This window comes from Nocardioides sp. (genome assembly GCF_044226305.1).
Lineage (GTDB): Bacteria > Actinomycetota > Actinomycetes > Propionibacteriales > Nocardioidaceae > Nocardioides.
In genome coordinates, this window is record NZ_JBGAHF010000005.1 from 200,949 (window position 1) to 217,957 (window position 17,009).

Annotated in this window: 18 protein-coding genes and 1 tRNA gene; 9 read left to right on the plus strand and 10 right to left on the minus strand. The window is 72.9% G+C overall.

Annotated features, from left to right (window positions below; all coding sequences use genetic code 11):
* Positions 1–60: 60 nt before the first annotated feature.
* From ACILQ5_RS07630 to ACILQ5_RS07640, 3 genes are read left to right on the plus strand one after another with little or no spacing between them, the layout of a single operon-like run.
* Positions 61–771, plus strand: coding sequence for an ABC transporter ATP-binding protein (locus tag ACILQ5_RS07630; protein WP_395657379.1), 711 nt, complete (start codon positions 61–63; stop codon positions 769–771).
* Positions 768–2,495: a choice-of-anchor P family protein gene (locus ACILQ5_RS07635; protein WP_395657380.1), complete on the plus strand. Its 1,728-nt coding sequence runs from the start codon at positions 768–770 to the stop codon at positions 2,493–2,495. Before ACILQ5_RS07630 ends, ACILQ5_RS07635 begins: the two co-directional genes overlap by 4 nt.
* A complete protein-coding gene (locus ACILQ5_RS07640; protein ID WP_395657381.1) occupies positions 2,495–3,061 on the plus strand; it encodes a hypothetical protein in 567 nt (188 codons plus the stop codon). Before ACILQ5_RS07635 ends, ACILQ5_RS07640 begins: the two co-directional genes overlap by 1 nt.
* A 136-nt stretch (positions 3,062–3,197) precedes the next feature.
* Here ACILQ5_RS07640 and ACILQ5_RS07645 read toward each other — a convergent pair whose 3' ends face one another.
* Positions 3,198–4,403 (minus strand): DUF4032 domain-containing protein, encoded by a 1,206-nt coding sequence (locus tag ACILQ5_RS07645; protein ID WP_395657382.1) that lies wholly within the window; start codon positions 4,401–4,403, stop codon positions 3,198–3,200.
* 23 nt (positions 4,404–4,426) lie between these two features.
* Positions 4,427–4,879 (minus strand): redox-sensitive transcriptional activator SoxR, encoded by a 453-nt coding sequence (gene soxR, locus ACILQ5_RS07650; RefSeq protein ID WP_395657383.1) that lies wholly within the window; start codon positions 4,877–4,879, stop codon positions 4,427–4,429.
* A gap of 167 nt (positions 4,880–5,046) precedes the next feature.
* Between soxR and ACILQ5_RS07655 the strand changes: the two genes are divergently transcribed.
* Positions 5,047–5,505: a nuclear transport factor 2 family protein gene (locus tag ACILQ5_RS07655; protein WP_395657384.1), complete on the plus strand. Its 459-nt coding sequence runs from the start codon at positions 5,047–5,049 to the stop codon at positions 5,503–5,505.
* Between the two features lie 10 nt (positions 5,506–5,515).
* Complete coding sequence (locus ACILQ5_RS07660; RefSeq protein WP_395657385.1) at positions 5,516–6,238, plus strand: SDR family NAD(P)-dependent oxidoreductase; 723 nt, start codon at positions 5,516–5,518, stop codon at positions 6,236–6,238.
* On the opposite strand, the gene ACILQ5_RS07665 is transcribed toward ACILQ5_RS07660, so the two are convergent.
* Positions 6,210–6,830, minus strand: a complete 621-nt coding sequence (locus ACILQ5_RS07665) for a class E sortase (RefSeq protein ID WP_395657386.1) — start codon at positions 6,828–6,830, stop codon at positions 6,210–6,212. The two genes, ACILQ5_RS07660 and ACILQ5_RS07665, sit on opposite strands and share 29 nt — an antisense overlap.
* A gap of 101 nt (positions 6,831–6,931) precedes the next feature.
* Between ACILQ5_RS07665 and ACILQ5_RS07670 the strand changes: the two genes are divergently transcribed.
* Positions 6,932–7,004, plus strand: a tRNA-Thr gene (locus tag ACILQ5_RS07670).
* Between the two features lie 37 nt (positions 7,005–7,041).
* Complete coding sequence (locus ACILQ5_RS07675) at positions 7,042–7,797, plus strand: sulfotransferase family protein (protein WP_395657387.1); 756 nt, start codon at positions 7,042–7,044, stop codon at positions 7,795–7,797.
* Between the two features lie 21 nt (positions 7,798–7,818).
* Here the strand turns inward: ACILQ5_RS07675 and ACILQ5_RS07680 are convergent, their stop codons facing one another.
* Complete coding sequence (locus ACILQ5_RS07680) at positions 7,819–8,454, minus strand: DUF305 domain-containing protein (protein WP_395657388.1); 636 nt, start codon at positions 8,452–8,454, stop codon at positions 7,819–7,821.
* 68 nt (positions 8,455–8,522) lie between these two features.
* Positions 8,523–9,374, minus strand: a complete 852-nt coding sequence (gene pdxY, locus ACILQ5_RS07685) for a pyridoxal kinase PdxY (protein ID WP_395657389.1) — start codon at positions 9,372–9,374, stop codon at positions 8,523–8,525.
* A 61-nt stretch (positions 9,375–9,435) separates the two neighbouring features.
* On the opposite strand from pdxY, the gene ACILQ5_RS07690 reads away from it, so the two are divergent.
* On the plus strand, positions 9,436–10,998 hold the full coding sequence (locus tag ACILQ5_RS07690) for a succinic semialdehyde dehydrogenase (protein ID WP_395657390.1): 1,563 nt from the start codon (positions 9,436–9,438) through the stop codon (positions 10,996–10,998).
* 185 nt (positions 10,999–11,183) lie between these two features.
* A complete protein-coding gene (locus ACILQ5_RS07695; protein ID WP_395657391.1) occupies positions 11,184–11,669 on the plus strand; it encodes a cupin domain-containing protein in 486 nt (161 codons plus the stop codon).
* Between the two features lie 138 nt (positions 11,670–11,807).
* On the opposite strand, the gene ACILQ5_RS07700 is transcribed toward ACILQ5_RS07695, so the two are convergent.
* The 5 genes from ACILQ5_RS07700 to ACILQ5_RS07720 all read right to left on the minus strand — a co-directional run bounded on the left by ACILQ5_RS07700 (position 11,808) and on the right by ACILQ5_RS07720 (position 16,995).
* Entirely contained in the window at positions 11,808–12,590 is a 783-nt protein-coding gene (locus tag ACILQ5_RS07700) for a dioxygenase (protein ID WP_395657392.1), read from the minus strand.
* A gap of 28 nt (positions 12,591–12,618) precedes the next feature.
* Positions 12,619–13,632 carry a potassium channel family protein gene (locus ACILQ5_RS07705; protein WP_395657393.1) on the minus strand — a complete coding sequence of 338 codons (1,014 nt, stop codon included), beginning with the start codon at positions 13,630–13,632 and terminating at the stop codon, positions 12,619–12,621.
* A 96-nt stretch (positions 13,633–13,728) separates the two neighbouring features.
* On the minus strand, positions 13,729–14,433 hold the full coding sequence (locus ACILQ5_RS07710; RefSeq protein ID WP_395657394.1) for a uracil-DNA glycosylase: 705 nt from the start codon (positions 14,431–14,433) through the stop codon (positions 13,729–13,731).
* Positions 14,434–14,452: 19 nt separating this feature from the next.
* Positions 14,453–15,502, minus strand: coding sequence for an SMP-30/gluconolactonase/LRE family protein (locus tag ACILQ5_RS07715; RefSeq protein WP_395657395.1), 1,050 nt, complete (start codon positions 15,500–15,502; stop codon positions 14,453–14,455).
* On the minus strand, positions 15,499–16,995 hold the full coding sequence (locus tag ACILQ5_RS07720; RefSeq protein ID WP_395657396.1) for a flavin monoamine oxidase family protein: 1,497 nt from the start codon (positions 16,993–16,995) through the stop codon (positions 15,499–15,501). The genes ACILQ5_RS07715 and ACILQ5_RS07720 overlap by 4 nt, the downstream gene beginning before the upstream one ends.
* Positions 16,996–17,009 lie beyond the last annotated feature (14 nt).

Here is a 17,009-nt window from a genome sequence, read left to right on the forward strand (position 1 = left end):
ACGAAAGCGCGGGCTTCCTCCGCTTCGCTCCTCCAGACCACGCTTCCGCAGGGGCCCCGAATGAGCGGCGTCCCGATCCTCGAGGTGGCCGACCTGCACGCGGCGTACGGCCGGATCGAGGTGCTGCGCGGCGTCGACCTGCGGGTCCCGAAAGGCGCCGTGATGGCGCTGCTCGGGCCGAACGGCGCCGGCAAGAGCACCCTGGTCAAGGTCATCAGCGGGCAGAAGCGCGCGACCTCCGGCGACATCCACCTCGGCGGCGTCCACGTGCAGGACGCGGCGCCGGAGGACCTGGCCCGGCTCGGGCTGTGCACGGTCCCGGAGGGACGGTCGGTGTTCCCGAACCTCACGGTGGAGGAGAACCTCACGCTGATGTCGTACGCCGGGGTCGCCGCCGACGCGGTCCTCGAGACGGCGTACTCCTACTTCCCCCGGCTGCACGAGCGCCGGCACCAGCTCGCCGGCACCATGTCCGGCGGTGAGCAGCAGATGCTCGCGATGTCGCGGGCGCTGGCGTCGGACCCGGCGCTGCTGCTCCTCGACGAGCTCTCGATGGGGCTCGCGCCCCTCATCGTCGAGGAGCTCTACGACACGGTCGCGCAGATCGCGGCCAGCGGGGTCTCGATCCTCTGCATCGAGCAGTTCGCCCGCACCGCCCTCCGCGTCTCCGACTACGCGGCGGTGATGACCGGCGGCCGGGTGGTGGCCACCGGCGAGCCGGCGGAGGTCCTGGCCACGATGTCCGACGTCATCCTCGGAGGCGCAGCATGAAGCGGTACCTCGTCCCGATCTCGGCCGCCGCGCTCGTCGGTCTGTCGTTGCCCTTCTGCATGGGCGCGATCCCGGCGAGCGCACAGTCGGCCGCTGACCATCGCGCCGGCAAGGCCGGCTCCGGCCCGGGCTTCAGCGGCTACAGCGCCGCGGCCGTCGCGGCGCCCGTGAGGATCGAGATCTACGAGCCGACGATCCCGATCCCGTCCGAGCCGCAGCTCGAGGTCGAGCTGGCTTACACCAAGGTCGAGGCCGACTCCGGCAGCTCGCTGGGCCGCGCCAGCTGGCTCTGGCCGGGCGACCCCGTCGGTGAGGGCGCGAAGACCTTCGGCGAGCAGCTCGGACTCCCGTCGCAGCTGTTCGAGAACGGCTACCCGGTGCAGGTGAACTCCGGCCAGCCCTCCGGGGAGGAGAAGCAGGCCGACGAGCCGTTCCCCGGCACGGTGATGCGCACCGGCGCCAGCGCGGAGCGGACCTACGCGCAGGCCGGCTTCTCGCCGGACGGCGAGGTCGGGGACGGCACCGGCGGTGGGGGCGGCGACGGCGGGGGCGGGGGCGGCGTACCCGGGCTGCCGGGGCCGCCCGGGGTGCCGGGCCTGCCCGCCCTCCCGGGGCTCTCCGGGGGGTCCGCGAGCTCGGGCGCCGACCTGCTCGGCCAGTTCGGAGACGCGATCACCGGCACCCCGTCGGGCACGCCGTCGGGCACGCAGTCGGGCGTGGCCGAGGACGGCTCCGACCCCGCCCCGGGCGGCGGCGCCCCGGGCCTGCCGCCGCAGGTCGCCGCGCTCGTCGACGTCGAGGGCTACACCTCGTCGAGCCAGGACGTGGCGTCCGAGGACCGGGTCACAACGGTCTCGCGCGCCGCGCTCGGCGACGTGACCCTGCTCGGCGGGCTGGTGACCCTCGAGGGCGTCACCAGCACCAGCACCAGCACCAGCGACGGCGCGACCAGCAGGGCGACGGGACGATCGGCCCTCGGCGGGATCACCGTCGCCGGCCAGGAGTTCTCCTTCGGCTCGTCCGGCTACCACGCCGGTCCGCAGCAGGGCGACGCTCCCGCCGTACCGGACCAGGCCGCTGCCGCGCTGAAGCAGCTCGGCCTGACGATCACCCTCCCGAAGCCGGACCTGAGCCACGGGCAGGGCAAGGCCGCGAGCACGGTCTCCGCGCTCCAGGTCGAGATCGACACCAAGGTGCTGCGCAGCAAGCTCGACGCGCTGCCGCTCGACACCCTGATCGGCGCGCTCCCCGACGACCCGAAGGAGCTGAAGAGCAACCTCCAGGCCGTCGCCGGGCTGTCGCCGCGGATCGTCCTCACGCTCGGCACGGCCACCACCGAGGTGGAGACCGTGCAGGGCATCGACATCCCGACCGACGTCCCGGACAACGACCCCGGCGGCGCGTCCGGTGGCGCGGGCGGCTCCGGCGGGGGCGGGGGCGCCGGCTCGGCCGGTGCGGGCCCGGCGGGTACGCCGGGCGGGTCCGCCCCGGCCTCCGCGGGTGGTGCGCCCGCGGCCGACAGCGCACTGCCGCCGAGCACGCTCACGGGCGCCGGCCTGCCGCCGCTCTACTCCATCCCCGGCGCGATCCTCGCCGGCGGGATCCTCCTCGCCGCCGTCGGCGGCTCCTGGCTCCGCCGGATCGGCGTGATCGCGCTCGGCGGCACCGGATCGTGCTCGCACGGCCTCGACAGCGGCCTGCCCGACCTCCGAAAGACATCGTGATGACGACCATCGACCAGCCCCTCAGCACCGTCCCGGCCGACCGGCTCTCCGTGGGGCTGCCGCGGGCCGGCAGCCGCGGCACCGGCTCGGGGGCGGCGCCGCTCAAGGACAACCACTACCAGCTGCTGCAGCTGGTGCTGTTCTGGGCGGGCGCCATCCTGCTCCCGCTCGGCCTCGTGGTGATCGTCCTGGGCTGGTACGGCGCCGCCAACACGCCGTACCAGTACGACCAGCTCTCCTACCTGGTCTCGGGCGGGCTGCTCGGCCTGGGGCTGACCTTCACCGGAGGGTTCCTCTACTTCGGGGCCTGGCTGGCGCGGCTCGCGGCCGACGCGAAGGAGTCGCAGCGGCGGCTCGCCGACACGCTCCTCGTGCTCGCCGACGTGACCTCGCGGGCGGCGACCACCCGCGACGACGGCGTCGACGTCTCCGCCCTGCCGGTCACCGCCGGGGACGGCGCCACCATCCACCGCCGGGACTGCTCGCTGATCGCCCACCGCGACGACCTGCGCCCCGTCGGCGAGAACAACGGCCACCTCACCCCCTGCCGGGTCTGCCGGCCCTAGGGTCGGGCGCACCGGGCACCGCGTCGGGCACAGGGCACGGGGGACGTCATACGGACTGGTCGCCGGGGGAGCCGGTTCGTATGACGCCCGGGGGGTGGTCGCGCGGACGTCGTACGAGGTGGTCGCCGGGGCAGGGTCACTCCTCGGCGGCGACGGCCTCCTCGGGCTTCTGGAGCAGCACGTTGTCGATGTAGTCCTGCGCGGTCTCGACGATGCCGACCTCGTGGCCGGCGCGCTCGGAGAGGTACCAGCGGTGCACGAGCAGCTCGTGGAAGATCTCCGCGGGCTCGAGCTTGCCGCGGGCCTCCGCGGGGACCATCGCCATCACCGGCTCGTAGATCTCGGTCAGCCAGCGGTTCGCCACCAGGGCACGGTCCTCGCGGCCGAGCCCGAGGCTCGCGGTGTACGACGCGATGTCGTTCAGCATCCGTTGGGCCTGGGCGTCCTCGACGTTGAGCCCGGTCAGGGCCTGCAACTCGCGCCGGTGGTGCCCCTCCTCGACCACCTTCGGCTGGATCCGGATCCGGTCGCCGTCCCAGTCGGTGACGATGTCGAGCTCGTCGACGTCGAAGCCGAGCTCGTTGAGCCGCTCGACCCGGCGCTCGATGCGCCACAGCTCGCCGCTCGAGAACTCCTCGGAGGAGGTGAGCTCGTCCCACAGCGCGTGGTAGCGCTCGACCAGCATCTCGACGATCTCGTGCGCCTGCACCTCGTGGTCGAGGGACTCGCTGGCCTGGAGGTCGAGCAGCTCGGCGAAGACGTTCTCCGTCGCGACCGTGAGGTCGTACTCGCGCAGCGCGTCCGACAGGGTCGGCTTGAGCTCGCCGGTCTCGGCGTCGACGAGGTACGCCGCGAAGCCGCCGGCGTTGCGGCGGAACAGCACGTTCGACAGCGACACGTCGCCCCAGTAGAAGTCCGCGAGGTGCAGCCGGACCAGCAGCACCACCATCGCGTCGATCAGCGAGGGCAGGTTGTCGGCGGTGAGCCCGTGGCTGAAGAGGCTGCGGTAGGGCAGCGAGAACTGCAGGTGCTGGGTCAGCAACGCCGCCGGCAGCTCCGCCCCCTCGGCGTCGACGCGGCCGGTCACCACGCCCTGCGGGACGACGGCCGGGAGCCCGAGGCGCTGCAGGTCGCGCAGCAGCCGGTACTCGCGGAACGCGATCTCCTCGACGGTCTCCTTGACGGCGTACGTGTTGTCGCCGAGCCGCACGATCCGGACCACGTGCCGCGAGATGCCGCGGGGCAGCGGTACGACGTGCTCGGTCCACTCCTCGAGCGGGATCGCCCAGGGCAGCGCGAGGAGCGCCGGGTCGGGCCGGTTGGCGACGATGCGGAGCGCCATGCGGTCAGGCTAGACGCCTCGGGCTACTCCGCCGTGCTCGTGGACTCCGGCTCGAGGAAGACCGGACCGGCGCCGCGGTCGGCGGCCTCGTCCTCGGGGTTGTTGAGCGAGCACGACTTCAGGCTGAGGCAGCCGCACCCGATGCACCCGTCGAGCTTGTCGCGCAGCCGCTCGATCCGCTCGATCTGCTCGTCGAGCCGGGGCCGCCAGGTCCGGCTCAGGCGTCGCCAGTCCGCGGCCGTCGGCGTCCGGCCCCCGGGGAGGGTGGCCAGGGCGTCGGCGATCTCGTCGAGGCTCAGCCCCACCCGCTGCGCCGTGCGGATGAAGGCGAGCCGGCGCAGGGTCGAGGGGTCGTAGCGGCGCTGGTTGCCCGTGGTGCGGACCGAGCTGACGAGTCCCCGCGCCTCGTAGAACCGGATCGCGGACGTCGCCACCCCGGCGCGCTCGGCCAGGTGCCCGATGGTCAGCGCCGTCACGGGTCACTCCTCTTTGGGCCGTCCTCCATGGGGTCAGCCTGGCGGAACCTCAAGCGTGGTTCAAGTACTGGGATAGTCCCTGACGTTCTGGCCCTCGACAGACCGTGCCGGGGGCGAAAAGGTCAGGGACTATCCCGAATAGAACGCGTTCCAGTACCGTCCCCGACGTGCAGCTCACCGATGGCGACCGGATCCGCGGGCTCCTCGCGACCTACTGCCGGCTCATCGACGCCGGCGACTTCGCGGGCGTCGGAGCGCTGATGAGCGACGCGGTGCTGAAGACCGAGGACGGGACCGTGCTCGCGACCGGCGCCGCCGAGGTCGAGGTGCTCTACCGCCGGCTGGTGAAGCTGCACGAGGACGGCACGCCGGGCACCCAGCACGTCGTCGCCAACACGTCCTTCGGCGAGGCGCGCACCGACGGCTCGGTCGAGGTGACGTCGACGTACCTCGTCTTCCAGGCGCTCCCCGAGGTCCCGCTCCAGCCGATCGTCACCGGGACGTACGTCGACACCTTCGTCGCCGGCGGCTACGGAGGCCCCTCGGGCGGCTGGCGGTTCCTCGAGCGCCGCTTCGGGATCGGCCGCCCCGGCCTCCTCGACCACCACCTCACGATCACCCTCTGAGAGGCAGTCCATGAACGAGCCAGGCAGCCGCGTCATCGTCGTCACGGGAGCCGCGTCCGGCATCGGGCACGCGACCGCGGCGCTGTTCCGCGACCTCGGCGACACGGTCTTCGGGCTCGACATCAACCCGACCGTCCCCGACGGCGTGACCTACGTGCCCTGCAACGTCGGCGACCTCGCCGCGGTGCAGCAGGCAGTCGACGCGTGTGCAGTCCACGGCCGCATCGACGTGCTCGCCAACGTGGCCGGCATCGTGCAGTTCGGCCGGATCGAGACAGTCACCGAGGAGGAGTGGGACCGCGTGCACGCGGTCGACCTCAAGGGCCCGTTCTTCCTCATCCAGGCCGCGCTCCCGCACGTCCGCGCGGCGAAGGGCGCGATCATCAACGTCTCGTCCGTCGCCGGGAACGTCGCGCAGCCCTACGCCACGGCGTACGCCGCCGCGAAGGGCGGCCTCACCCAGCTGACCAAGGCGCTGGCCCTCGAGCTGTCGCCGGAGGGCATCCGGGTGAACGCGGTCTGCCCGGGCACCGTGGACACCCCGATCGTGGAGCAGGTCTTCCACAAGCTCACCGACGACCTCGACAGCCGGGTCGCGGACCGGCTGATGATGATGCTGCCGGGCGGCGCCATCAAGCCGGCCGAGATCGGCGAGACGATCGTGTGGCTGGCCTCGCCGGCGGCGCGGATGGTGACCGGCGCCGTCATCGCCCACGACGGGGGGATGAGCTGACCAGCTCCGCGAAGGCGACCAGCCGGTCGTCGGTGTGGAACAGCTCGGAGCAGGTCGTCAGCGTCAGCAGCCGCTGACCCGCCCCCTGCGGCGGCTCGACCCCGCCGGCGTCGGGGTTGGTCGGCAGCGGGTCGAGCACCCAGCCGGACGACGCCGGCACGGTCAGCGCGTCGCCGGCGGTCACCAGCTCGTAGGTGTACGTCGTCGTGGCGGTCTCGACGACGACCCGGTCGCCGACCTCGAGGTCGGGCATGTCGCGCAGCGGCTCGCCGTGCGTGACGCGGTGGCCGGCCAGCGCGTAGTTGCCGACCTCGCCCGGCCCTGCGGTGCCCTCGAGGTGGCCGAACCCGGCGGCGAGGGCGTCGTCGGAGGTCCCCTCGAGCACCGGCACGGCGTAGTCGTCGCCGAACCGCGGGATCCGGACGATCGCCCCCGCGGTGCCCTCGTCGACGTGCACCTCGGCCTCACCGTCGGACCACCCGCGCTCGAGCCGGTCCACGATCGCGGCGTGCTTGCGCGCCGAGACCCAGTTGGTGCCGACGTACTGCCACCCGATCCAGCCCAGTGCCGCGACCCCCGCGACGACGAGCACCAGCCCGGCGGCGAGCAGCCAGCGCGCGCCGGGACCGGGTCATGCGGCCATTGTCGGCCATGTGGGAGGTGCGCACCGTCGCGCCGTAGCATGTGCGCGCTGCCGGTGTAGCTCAGTTGGTAGAGCGCCTCTCTTGTAAAGAGGATGTCGCGGGTTCGACTCCTGTCACCGGCTCTGTGTCGCTCGTGCAGCCCCACTAGGCTCCGGGCTCATGACGTCCCCGCAGCGACTGCTCTTCCTCGCCGGCCTGGCGCGCTCGGGGACCACCGCGCTGCTGCACGTGATGAACGCGCACCCCGAGGTCGTCATCGGGATGGAGCGCTACAAGCGGGTCGTCAGCGGCGGCATCGACCGGCTCGGCCCCGAGCTGTTCGAGAAGGAGCGGTTCTTCGACTTCTCCGACGGGCTGACCAACCAGGACCCGGAGGAGGCCGCGCGCTGGGGCGTCGACTACGTGGCGCTCGAGGCCAAGTGGGACCAGGCGACGTACGTCGGCGACAAGATGACCACCGTCCGCTTCGACCGGGTGCACGAGCGGCTGCCGGAGGCCCGGTTCGTCTTCATCGTGCGCGACATCGACCAGGTGGCGTCGTCGTGGGACCGCCGCGCCCAGGACGCCGCCGACCAGCACTGGCCCGAGCGCTCGGACGCCAAGGCGTCGGTGGAGCGCTGGAACCAGTCGCTCAAGCGGATCCGCCGCGCCGTGCGTGACCACCCGGACCTGGCCACGGTGGTGGAGTACGGCCGCTTCTTCGGCGACCCCGGCGCGACGTCGCTCCGCGCGGTCCTCGACGCGCTCGGCCTTCCGTGGGAGCCGGGCGTGGCCGCCGAGTTCGACCGGGTCCACCGCGAGTACGTCGAGAAGGTGGTCGGCCGCGACCGCACGCTGTCACCCGAGCTGCGGGCGTTCGTGGACGAGCTCGCCGACCGGCGGCTGTGGGCCGCGGTCGAGCGGCTCGCCGTCTGAGCCGGCACCACCGGGAGGCGGTCAGCCCTGGAGCATCTGCTTCATCTGGTCGATCTCGGCGCTCTGCGAGTCGACGATCGACTGCGCGAGGTCGAGCGCGGGCGGGTAGGAGCCCTCGTCGAGCTCGGTCTGCGCCATCTCGACGGCCCCCTCGTGGTGGGCGATCATCATGGTCAGCCACATCTCCTCGAACGCCGACCGGTCCGAGGTGTTGGTCAGTTCCGCCAGGTCGTCGTCGCTCATCATCCCCGGCGCGGAGCCGGACATCCCGGGCATGTCCGACATCCCGGACATGTCGTGGCCGGTCGCGGAGGAGCTGGGCTCGCTCCACTTCGCGAGCCAGCCCTGCATCTCGTCGATCTCGGGCTGCTGCGCGTCGTAGATGTTGCCGATGAGCGTCTCGAAGTCGGGGGACAGGTCGCGACCCTGCGCCATCGCCACCATCTGCAGCGCCTGCTCGTGGTGGGGGATCATCCCGGTCGCGAACGCGACGTCGGCGTCGTTGTAGGAGCCGTCCGAGGAGGCGTCCGCCGAGCTGGCCGTCGAGTCCCCGGCGTCGCTGCCGCCGTCCGACGACCCGCAGCCGCCCAGCGCGAGCAACGCGGCGGTGACCACGGCGACGAGCGCGGGCAGGGCGGTACGGCGGCGACGACTCATGCCGCCACGGTAGGTGGCCGCCGGTCACGGCGCCGGTGGCCAAGGTCCCGTCGTCGTCGGGACGGCCGTCACCTCAGCCGGCGCACCTCGAAGGTGTCCGGGGGGTCGGCGATCGCGTCCTGCGCGGCGACCAGCGCGATCTCGCGGGTCCCCGCCGCGATCGTCGCCTCGAGCACGGCGAAGACCGACGCGGTGGTCCGCGCGAGCGCGGTCGCGGCGGACCCGGTGGTGCGCAGGTGCGCGAGGTAGAGGGCGGCGGTGACGTCGCCGCAGCCGTTCGGGGTGATCGGCAGCAGGGGCGTCTCGACGGCCCAGGCGCCCTCGTCGGACACGGCGATGACGTCCAGGCGCCCCTCCGGCACCTCGCCGTGCAGGACGCTGGTGACCAGCACGTCGCGCGGGCCGCGCTCGCGGACCTCGTCGACCGCGTCGACGATCCCTGCCAGGGTGGACGTCGCGCGGCCGGCCAGGAAGTCGAGCTCGAAGTGGTTGGGCGTGATGATGTCCGCCGCCGGGACCACCCGGTCCCGCATCATCTCCGGGATGCCCGGCCGGACGAACATCCCGCGCCCGACGTCGCCCATGACTGGGTCGCAGCAGTAGACCGCGCCGGGGTTGAGCTCCTTGACGCGGGCGACCGTGTCGAGCACGACCGCCCCGACGGCCGGGTCGCCCTGGTAGCCGGACAGCACCGCGTCCGCCTCGCCGAGGACGCCCCGGTCCTCGATGCCGGCGATCACCTCGCGGACGTCCTCGGGGTCGAGCAGCGGCCCGCGCCAGGCGCCGTACCCGGTGTGGTTGGAGAAGTGCACCGTGAGCACCGGCCAGACCTCGTGCCCGAGCCGCTGGAGCGGGAACACGGCGGCGGAGTTGCCGACGTGGCCGTAGGCGACCGAGGACTGGATGGACAGGATCTTCACCCCCGGATCCTCCCCAGCGGGACCTGTACGAGCAAACTAGAACGAGTTACATTCTCTCGGTATGACAGCCCTGCAGCGGCCCGCCACCCTGACCGACTCCTTCCTCCAGGGCCTCGTCGCCCGGGTGCCGTCGACCAGCGGCGGCTCGTGGAAGCTGACCGAGGTCTACACCGGTGACCTGCTCGTCGAGCTGCCGCAGTCGACGCCGGCGGACGTCGAGGCGGCGTTCGCCACGGCCCGGGAGGCGCAGCGGGAGTGGGCGGGGCGGCCGCTGCGCGAGCGGCTCGCGGTCTTCAAGCGGGCGCACTCGCTCTTCCTCGACAACGCCCAGACGACCACCGACCTGATCCAGGCGGAGAGCGGCAAGAACCGCCGGATGGCGATCGAGGAGACCTGCGACCCGGTGATGGTGATGAGCCACTACCTCAAGCGCGCCCCGCACCTGCTGAAGCCGGTCAAGCGCGGCGGGCCGGTGCCGTTCTTGTCGACCTCGACCGAGATCCGCCAGCCCAAGGGCGTGGTCGGCATCATCGCGCCCTGGAACTTCCCGTTCGCGACCGGGATCTCGGACTCGATCTCGGCGCTGATGGCCGGCAACGCCATCGTGCTCAAGCCCGACAACAAGACCGCGCTGTCGCCGCTCTACGGCGTGCAGATGCTGGAGGAGGCGGGCCTCCCGCAGGGGCTGTTCCAGGTCGTGTGCGGCGAGGGTCCCGACGTCGGCCCGACCCTGATCGACAACGCCAACTACGTGATGTTCACCGGTTCGACCGCGACCGGCCGGGTGATCGGCGAGCGCGCCGGGCGCAACCTGATCGGCTGCTGCCTCGAGCTCGGCGGCAAGAACCCGATGATCGTGCTCGAGGACGCCGACCTGGAGGAGGTCGTGCAGGGCGCGATCTTCGGCGCGTTCGGCAACACCGGCCAGATCTGCATGCACATCGAGCGGATGTACCTGCCCGAGTCGCGGTACGACGAGTTCCGCGACCGGTTCGTCGCCGCGACCGAGGCGCTGACGGTCGGCGCGTCGTACGACTTCGGGCCGGACATGGGGTCGCTGGTCTCCCCGGACCACCTCGAGCGGGTGCGGTCCCACGTCGAGGACGCGGTCGCCAAGGGCGCCACGGTGCTGACCGGCGGGAAGGCGCGACCCGACCTCGGTCCGGCGTTCTTCGAGCCGACGATCCTCGAGGGCGTCACGAAGGACATGGTCGCCGGCGTGACCGAGACCTTCGGCCCCGTCGTCGCCCTGCACCGGTACCGCACCGTCGACGAGGCGGTCGCCCTCGCCAACGACACCGAGTACGGCCTCAACGCGTCGGTCTGGGGCGGTGACCTCGCCACCGCGTGCCAGGTCGGGCGGCGCATCGAGTCCGGCAACGTCAACGTCAACGACATCCTCGCGACCGCGTTCGCGTCGAAGGGCACCCCGTCCGGCGGCGTGAAGCAGTCCGGCGTCGGCGCGCGGCACGGCGACCAGGGGATGCTCAAGTACACCGACGTGCAGAACCTCGCGGTGCTCAAGAAGCAGGTGATGGGCGCGCGGCCCGGCCAGGACTACGACAAGTACGTCAAGGGGATGCTCGGCGGGCTGCGGATGATGCGGAGGACCGGGATCCGCTGACGGGCCGAGGTGGCCCGGCGTTGTTTCACCATGGTCAGGAGGTGAACCCTCACTTCCCACGGTGTGCTCGCCGTGGGAAGTGACGGTTCGCCTGCATCCCATGGTGAACCTGAGGTGGGCCGGCAACCGCGGACGGGCCGAGAAACCCGCAGCAGACGAGCCTGCGGCCGTCGTACGGTCGGACCATGTCGCTGCCCCGGCCCTACCCGCCCGACACCTACCACGGCGAGGGCGGTGAGGTCTCCGCGTGGGTGCGTCGCGGGGACGAGCCGCCGGAGATCACCTACCGCACCGGGGGGACGTGCGAGTACATCGCGACCGGCGACCAGACCGCCGGCCGGTTCGGGCTCTACCGGTGGACCTTCGGCGAGACCGAGACCGGCCCCGACCCGCACTTCCACCGCTCGATCTCCGAGCAGTTCTACGTGCTCTCCGGCGAGGTCCGCCTGTACGACGGGCGCGCGTGGGTCACCGCGCGCAGCGGCGACTTCCTCTACGTGCCCGAGGGCGGGCTGCACGGCTTCCGGGGCGGCGGGGGCGCGTCGATGCTGCTGATGTTCGCCCCCGGCGGCCCGCGCGAGGACTACTTCGAGACGCTCGCCCGGGGTGAGCAGATGACCGAGGAGCAGCGCGCGGAGTTCATGCTCCGCCACGACACGTTCTGGGTCTGACCCCGCGGTCGGTCGAGTCGAGACTTGTGACGGTCGAGTCGAGACTTGTGACGGTCGAGTCGGGAGTCCTGGACACGGCCGTGTCCGGAACTCCCGACTCAACTGTCCGGAAGTCCCGACTCGACCTCGCGCCGCTGCTCAGGCAACCTGGAGCGAGCGCTTCGAGAGGCCCATCCAGAAGCCGTCGATGACCTGGAGACCGGGCTCCTCGGGGTCGGTGGCGGCGCCGAGGGTGACGAAGAGCGGGGTGTAGTGCTCGACGGTGGGGTGCGCGTAGGGGAGGCCGGGGGCCTCGGCGCGGTAGTTCGCGAGCGCGTCGACGTCGCCGCGGGCGAGCGCCTCGCCGGCCCAGCGGTCGAACTCCGTCGACCAGCCCGGGGCGGCCGCGTCGATGCGCCACTCGGTCAGGAACGGGAGCCCGTGGGTGAGGAACCCGGAGCCGATGACGAGCACGCCCTCGTCGCGCAGCGGCCGGAGCCGCTCGCCGAGCTGCATCAGCGCGACGGGGTCGTCGGTCGGCAGCGACATCTGCAGCACCGGGATGTCGGCCTCGGGGTACATGATCCGCAGCGGCACCCAGGCGCCGTGGTCGAGGCCGCGGCTGGTGTGCTGGTGCACCGGCGCGGACGCCGGCATCATCGCCGCCACCTGGCGGGCGAGCGCCGAGGCGTCCGGGGTCTCGTAGGTCATCCGGTAGTACTTCGGGTCGAACCCGCCGAAGTCGTAGACCAGCGGTGCCTGGCTCGCGCTGAGCATCACCGGCGCCGACTCCCAGTGCGCGCTCACGACGAGGATCGCCCGCGGGCGCGGCAGGTCGCGTGCCCAGGCCGCCAGCTGGCCCGACCACACCGGGTCGTCGAGCAGCGGCGGGGCGCCGTGCCCGATGTAGAGCGCGGGCATCCGCGAGGTCGTGTCGGTCATGTCAGGCGTAATGATTGCACATTCAACTTTATTCCGCACCTGCCGGGTGCTCGGCCCCCCGGGCGAGCAGCGCCAGGGCGGTGAGCTCCTCCTGGGTGCCGAGCACGATCAGCACCGCGCCGGCGGGGAGCACCACGTCCGGCGCCGGGTTGGCCTCCAGTGCCGCGTCCCGCGCGGGTCGTACGGCGAGGGGCAGCACGCCGGTGCGCTCGCGGCACGACCCCACGGTGCTGTCGGCCAGGTCGGACCCGGCGACCACCGGCACCTGCTGGACCCGCCAGTCGAGCGAGTCCTCGTGCATGACGACGTCGAGGAACTCGGCGACGTCCGGCTGGAGGGCGAACGCCGCGAGCCGGCGCCCGCCGATCCGCTGCGGGTTCACGGCGCGGTTCGCGCCCGCGAGCTCGAGCTTGGTCTTGGAGCCGGTCGTGCGCGCCCGGGCGACGATCGCGACGTCGGGACGCAGCGCGCGGGCCGACAGCGTGCAGTAGACGGTGTCGGCGTCGGACTCGAGGCACACGACGACCGCGCGGGCGTGCGCCAGCCCGGCCGCCAGCAGCACCTCGTCGCGGGTGACGTCGCCGACCACCCGCGGGACGGTCGGGTCGAGGTCGGTGAACCGGGCGGCGTCGCTGTCGACCACGACGACCTCCTCCCCGCTGGACCGCAGGAAGTCGGACGCCGACCGGCCGACGCGGCCGTAGCCGCAGACGATCACGTGGCCGCGCAGGGCGGCGATGTCCTTGCTCATCCGGCGCTCCTCCAGGTTCTGGCGCAGGTGGCCCTCGGTGACGGCCTCCATCACCACGCCGAGGTTGTAGAGCACGGTGCCGACCCCCACGACGATCAGCACCATCGTGAACACCTGCCCGACGGGCGAGAGCGGACGCACCTCGCGGAAGCCGACGGTCGCCACCGTGGTCACCGTCTGGTAGCTCGCCTCGAGCAGGGTGAACCCGAGCAGCATGTAGCCCACGGTTCCGAAGACCGTGACGGCCAGCAGCGCGAACAGCGCCACGCGGATGCGATGCAGGGGTCCCACACATCGACGCTAGGGCGAAGGGTCGCGACGGGACATGGACGAAGGTCCCCAGGACGCCTGACTCCCGTCGGGAACGCTGCGCGGCGCCGACGGGAGTCAGGCGCCCTCAGGCACCGCCGGCAGTCGCCAGTCCACCGGCTCGCCCCCCTGCTGCACGAGCAGGTCGTTGACCCGGCTGAACGGACGCGAGCCGAAGAAGCCCCGGTACGCCGACAGCGGCGACGGGTGCGGCGACTCGACGACCGGGATCGCGCCGAGCACCGGCTTGAGGTTGCGCGCGTCGCTGCCCCAGAGGATCGCCACGCACGGGCCGCCGCGCCGCACCAGCGCCTCGATCGCGCACTGCGTGATCGGCTCCCAGCCCTTGCCGCGGTGGGCGGCGGACCGGTGCGGCTGGACGGTGAGGGCCCGGTTGAGCAGCATCACGCCCTGGTCGGCCCATGCGGTCAGGTCGCCGTGCGGGGGCGGCTCGATGCCGAGGTCGGACTGCAGCTCGGTGTAGATGTTGACCAGGCTCGGCGGCAGCGGGCGCACGTGCGCGCCGACCGCGAAGGACAGCCCGATCGGGTGGCCCGGGTTCGGGTAGGGGTCCTGCCCGACGACGAGGACGCGGACGTCCGCCAGCGGTCGCCGGAACGCCCGGAAGACGCGCTCCCCGGCCGGCTGGTAGCCCCGGCCGGCGGCGATCTCCTCGCGCAGGAACCGCCCCATGGCGGCGATCTGCTCGTCCACCGGCGCCAGCTGCTCGGCCCAGTCGGGCGCCATCAGGCCCTGGTCGACGAGTCCCGCCAGCGCGCCCATGGCGCGACCCTAGCCACCGTCAGAAGCCCGCGTCCCGCGGGAGGTACGGCGCCCGGCCCCGCTCGCCGACGTACACGTCGAGGACCGCCTGGTGGGCGGGGTCGCCCTGGACCGCGGACTGGTTCGCCACCAGCACCCGCCGGCCCAGGAACGTCGCGCTGCACGGGGTGTCGAACGGGACCGGGGAGCCGTTGTCGCCGGTGACCGGCACGTCCGGGAACCGGGCCACCTCCTCGCCCGCCGCGGTGAGCTCGACGAGCTGGTTGGCGAGCCCCGCCAGGGCGACGTAGACGTGACCGGACCGGCCGATCCCGAAGCCGTCGGGCAGGTCGCCGGGCTGCGAGGTCCACAGCGCGTGGAGCTCGCCGGGCGCGCCGTCGCGGCCGACCGGCAGCCGGTAGAGCGCGCCGTCGGTCGGCAGGTCGCTGCCGTCGCCGACCGTCTGCTGGGTGATCAGCAGGTCGTGGCGCCCCGGGCGGTAGCGGATCCCCGCGGTGCCGAAGCCGGCCGCGCCCACCAGTGCCGGCGACTCGAACCACCGCTGCGGCGTGCGCGACCCGTGCGGCAGCCGCCAGACCACCCCGTCGGCGTAGTCGGTGACGTAGAGGGCGCCGTCCGGTCCCCAGGTCGCGTAGTTGGGCACCGTGCCGTCCGGGAACCGGGCGACCCGGCGGACGTGGCCGGTCCGCACGTCGAGGGTCAGGACCGACGCGGTCGACGTCTCCAGGAGGACCAGCCGCCCTCTCCTCGTCTGGTTCGCCACCTGGACGCCGTGCTCCTCGTCGAGGTGCTGGCCCGGCACGCGCCACGACCGGAGCAGGGTGCCGTCCGCGGTCCACTCGAAGACCCGCGAGGCGACCGTGCTGCCCGTCGACTCGTAGGTGCCGGCGTACACACGCCCGTTGGTGTGGACGTGGACGTACGCCGGGTGGCCGGGCGAGGGGACCAGCGAGAAGACCCGCGTGTCCCACGTCGGACGCGGCGCAGCGGAGCCCGACGGCGCGGCGGAGGCCGTCGGTGCGGCGGCCGCGAGCACGAGCGCCGCGAGCACGGCCGACCACCGCCTCACAGCCGCTCACCCACCTCGAGGGCGGCCCGCTCACCGGCGCGCACGGCGCCGTCCATGTAGCCGGTCCAGTAGGTCGAGGTCTCGGTGCCGGCCCAGTGCACCCGGCCGAACGGCTTCCGGATCGCGGAGCCGAACCGCACCATCGTCCCCGGCGCGTAGTTGGCGACCGGGCCGCCGGTGGTCCAGCGCTCGTGGGTCCAGTCGTGCTCGACGTAGTCGATCGGGTGCAGGGCCTGGTCGCCGAACATCGCGGCGAACCCCTCGAGCACGGCCTGCCGTCGCTGGGCCAGGGGCAGCACGCCGTACTGCCGCCAGGTGTCGCCGCCGACGAAGGCGAGCAGCACGCCCGGCTCGCCCTCCTTCGGAGAGTTGTCGAAGACCGCCCGGGCCGCTCCGGAGTCGTTGATGCCGAACCCGTTGAGGCCGGCCTCGCGCCAGAACGGCGTGCGGTAGACGGCGTCGCACTTCATCAGCTGCCCCATGTCGAGGTGGCGCAGCAGCTGGAGCCGCCGCACGGGCAGCCGCGGGAACCAGTCGATGCCGAGGACCAGCGGCGGGGGAGCGGCGACGACCACGCGCTTGGCCCGGACCACGCCGCGGCCGCTGTGCACGACGACGTGCCCGTCCCGCTGCTCGATGCGCCGCACCGGTGCGTGGAGGGCGACGACGTCGCCGAGCCGGCGCGCCAGCCCGAGCGGCACCAGCTGGGAGCCGCCGACGAAGCGACGCTCCTGCGCGCCGTTCGCGGTGTCGGAGTTGCGCGAGAACGTCCCCACGTGCTGCTCGTCGCCCGAGCAGGCGACGTACCAGAGGACGTAGAGCAGGGAGAGCTCGTCGGGGTCGGCGCCGAACCCGGGCTGGGTCCAGCACTCGATGAGGTTCTCGACGCCGTCGCCGTTCACGGCGTTCGCCCGGATCCACTCGCCGAGCGTCTGCGCGTCCCACTCGGCGGCGCGCGGGTGCGACCACGGCGCGGCGACGTCGATCTCGGCGGCCATCGAGTCGATGCGCTGGAGCAGGACGGCGGCGTCGGGGAGGATCAGCGGGTCCGGCGGGACGGTGCCGGAGTACTCCGTGCGGCCGGTCGTCGAGGAGACGTAGACGCTGTTGCCCTGGTTGTACTCCAGGAACGTCGGCACCCCCAGCTCGCGGGCGAGCCGCGCGATGTGGGTCTGGGTCGGCCCGATGAACGCGCCGCCGGACTCGATCGTGGCGCCGTGCGTGCCGGGCCCGCGCAGGTGGTGGTTGAGGACGCGTCCGCCGACCCGGTCGCGGGCCTCCAGCACCAGCACGTCGTGGCCGCGGTGCGCCAGCCGGCGGGCGGTGACGAGCCCCGAGATGCCGCCGCCGACCACGACGACGTCGACCTGCCGCGGCAACCCGCCCTGGCGCGCGCCCGCGGCCACCGCGTCGTGCATGGTGCCGACCGAGGCGCCGAGCGCCAGCCCGGTCGCCGCGGCACCGCCGAGCAGGGAGCGGCGGGAGAGGGTCATGTCGGCTCCTCGAG

Bases quoted from the DNA above. Each gene is read 5' to 3' on its own strand.
- ACILQ5_RS07630 (WP_395657379.1), top strand. From the start codon at position 61: ATGAGCGGCGTCCCGATCCTCGAGGTGGCCGACCTGCACGCGGCGTAC.
- ACILQ5_RS07635 (WP_395657380.1), top strand. From the start codon at position 768: ATGAAGCGGTACCTCGTCCCGATCTCGGCCGCCGCGCTCGTCGGTCTG.
- ACILQ5_RS07640 (WP_395657381.1), top strand. From the start codon at position 2,495: ATGACGACCATCGACCAGCCCCTCAGCACCGTCCCGGCCGACCGGCTC.
- ACILQ5_RS07645 (WP_395657382.1), bottom strand. From the start codon at position 4,403: ATGGCGCTCCGCATCGTCGCCAACCGGCCCGACCCGGCGCTCCTCGCG.
- ACILQ5_RS07660 (WP_395657385.1), top strand. From the start codon at position 5,516: ATGAACGAGCCAGGCAGCCGCGTCATCGTCGTCACGGGAGCCGCGTCC.
- ACILQ5_RS07675 (WP_395657387.1), top strand. From the start codon at position 7,042: ATGACGTCCCCGCAGCGACTGCTCTTCCTCGCCGGCCTGGCGCGCTCG.
- ACILQ5_RS07680 (WP_395657388.1), bottom strand. From the start codon at position 8,454: ATGAGTCGTCGCCGCCGTACCGCCCTGCCCGCGCTCGTCGCCGTGGTC.
- ACILQ5_RS07690 (WP_395657390.1), top strand. From the start codon at position 9,436: ATGACAGCCCTGCAGCGGCCCGCCACCCTGACCGACTCCTTCCTCCAG.
- ACILQ5_RS07695 (WP_395657391.1), top strand. From the start codon at position 11,184: ATGTCGCTGCCCCGGCCCTACCCGCCCGACACCTACCACGGCGAGGGC.
- ACILQ5_RS07700 (WP_395657392.1), bottom strand. From the start codon at position 12,590: ATGACCGACACGACCTCGCGGATGCCCGCGCTCTACATCGGGCACGGC.
- ACILQ5_RS07710 (WP_395657394.1), bottom strand. From the start codon at position 14,433: ATGGGCGCGCTGGCGGGACTCGTCGACCAGGGCCTGATGGCGCCCGAC.
- ACILQ5_RS07720 (WP_395657396.1), bottom strand. From the start codon at position 16,995: ATGACCCTCTCCCGCCGCTCCCTGCTCGGCGGTGCCGCGGCGACCGGG.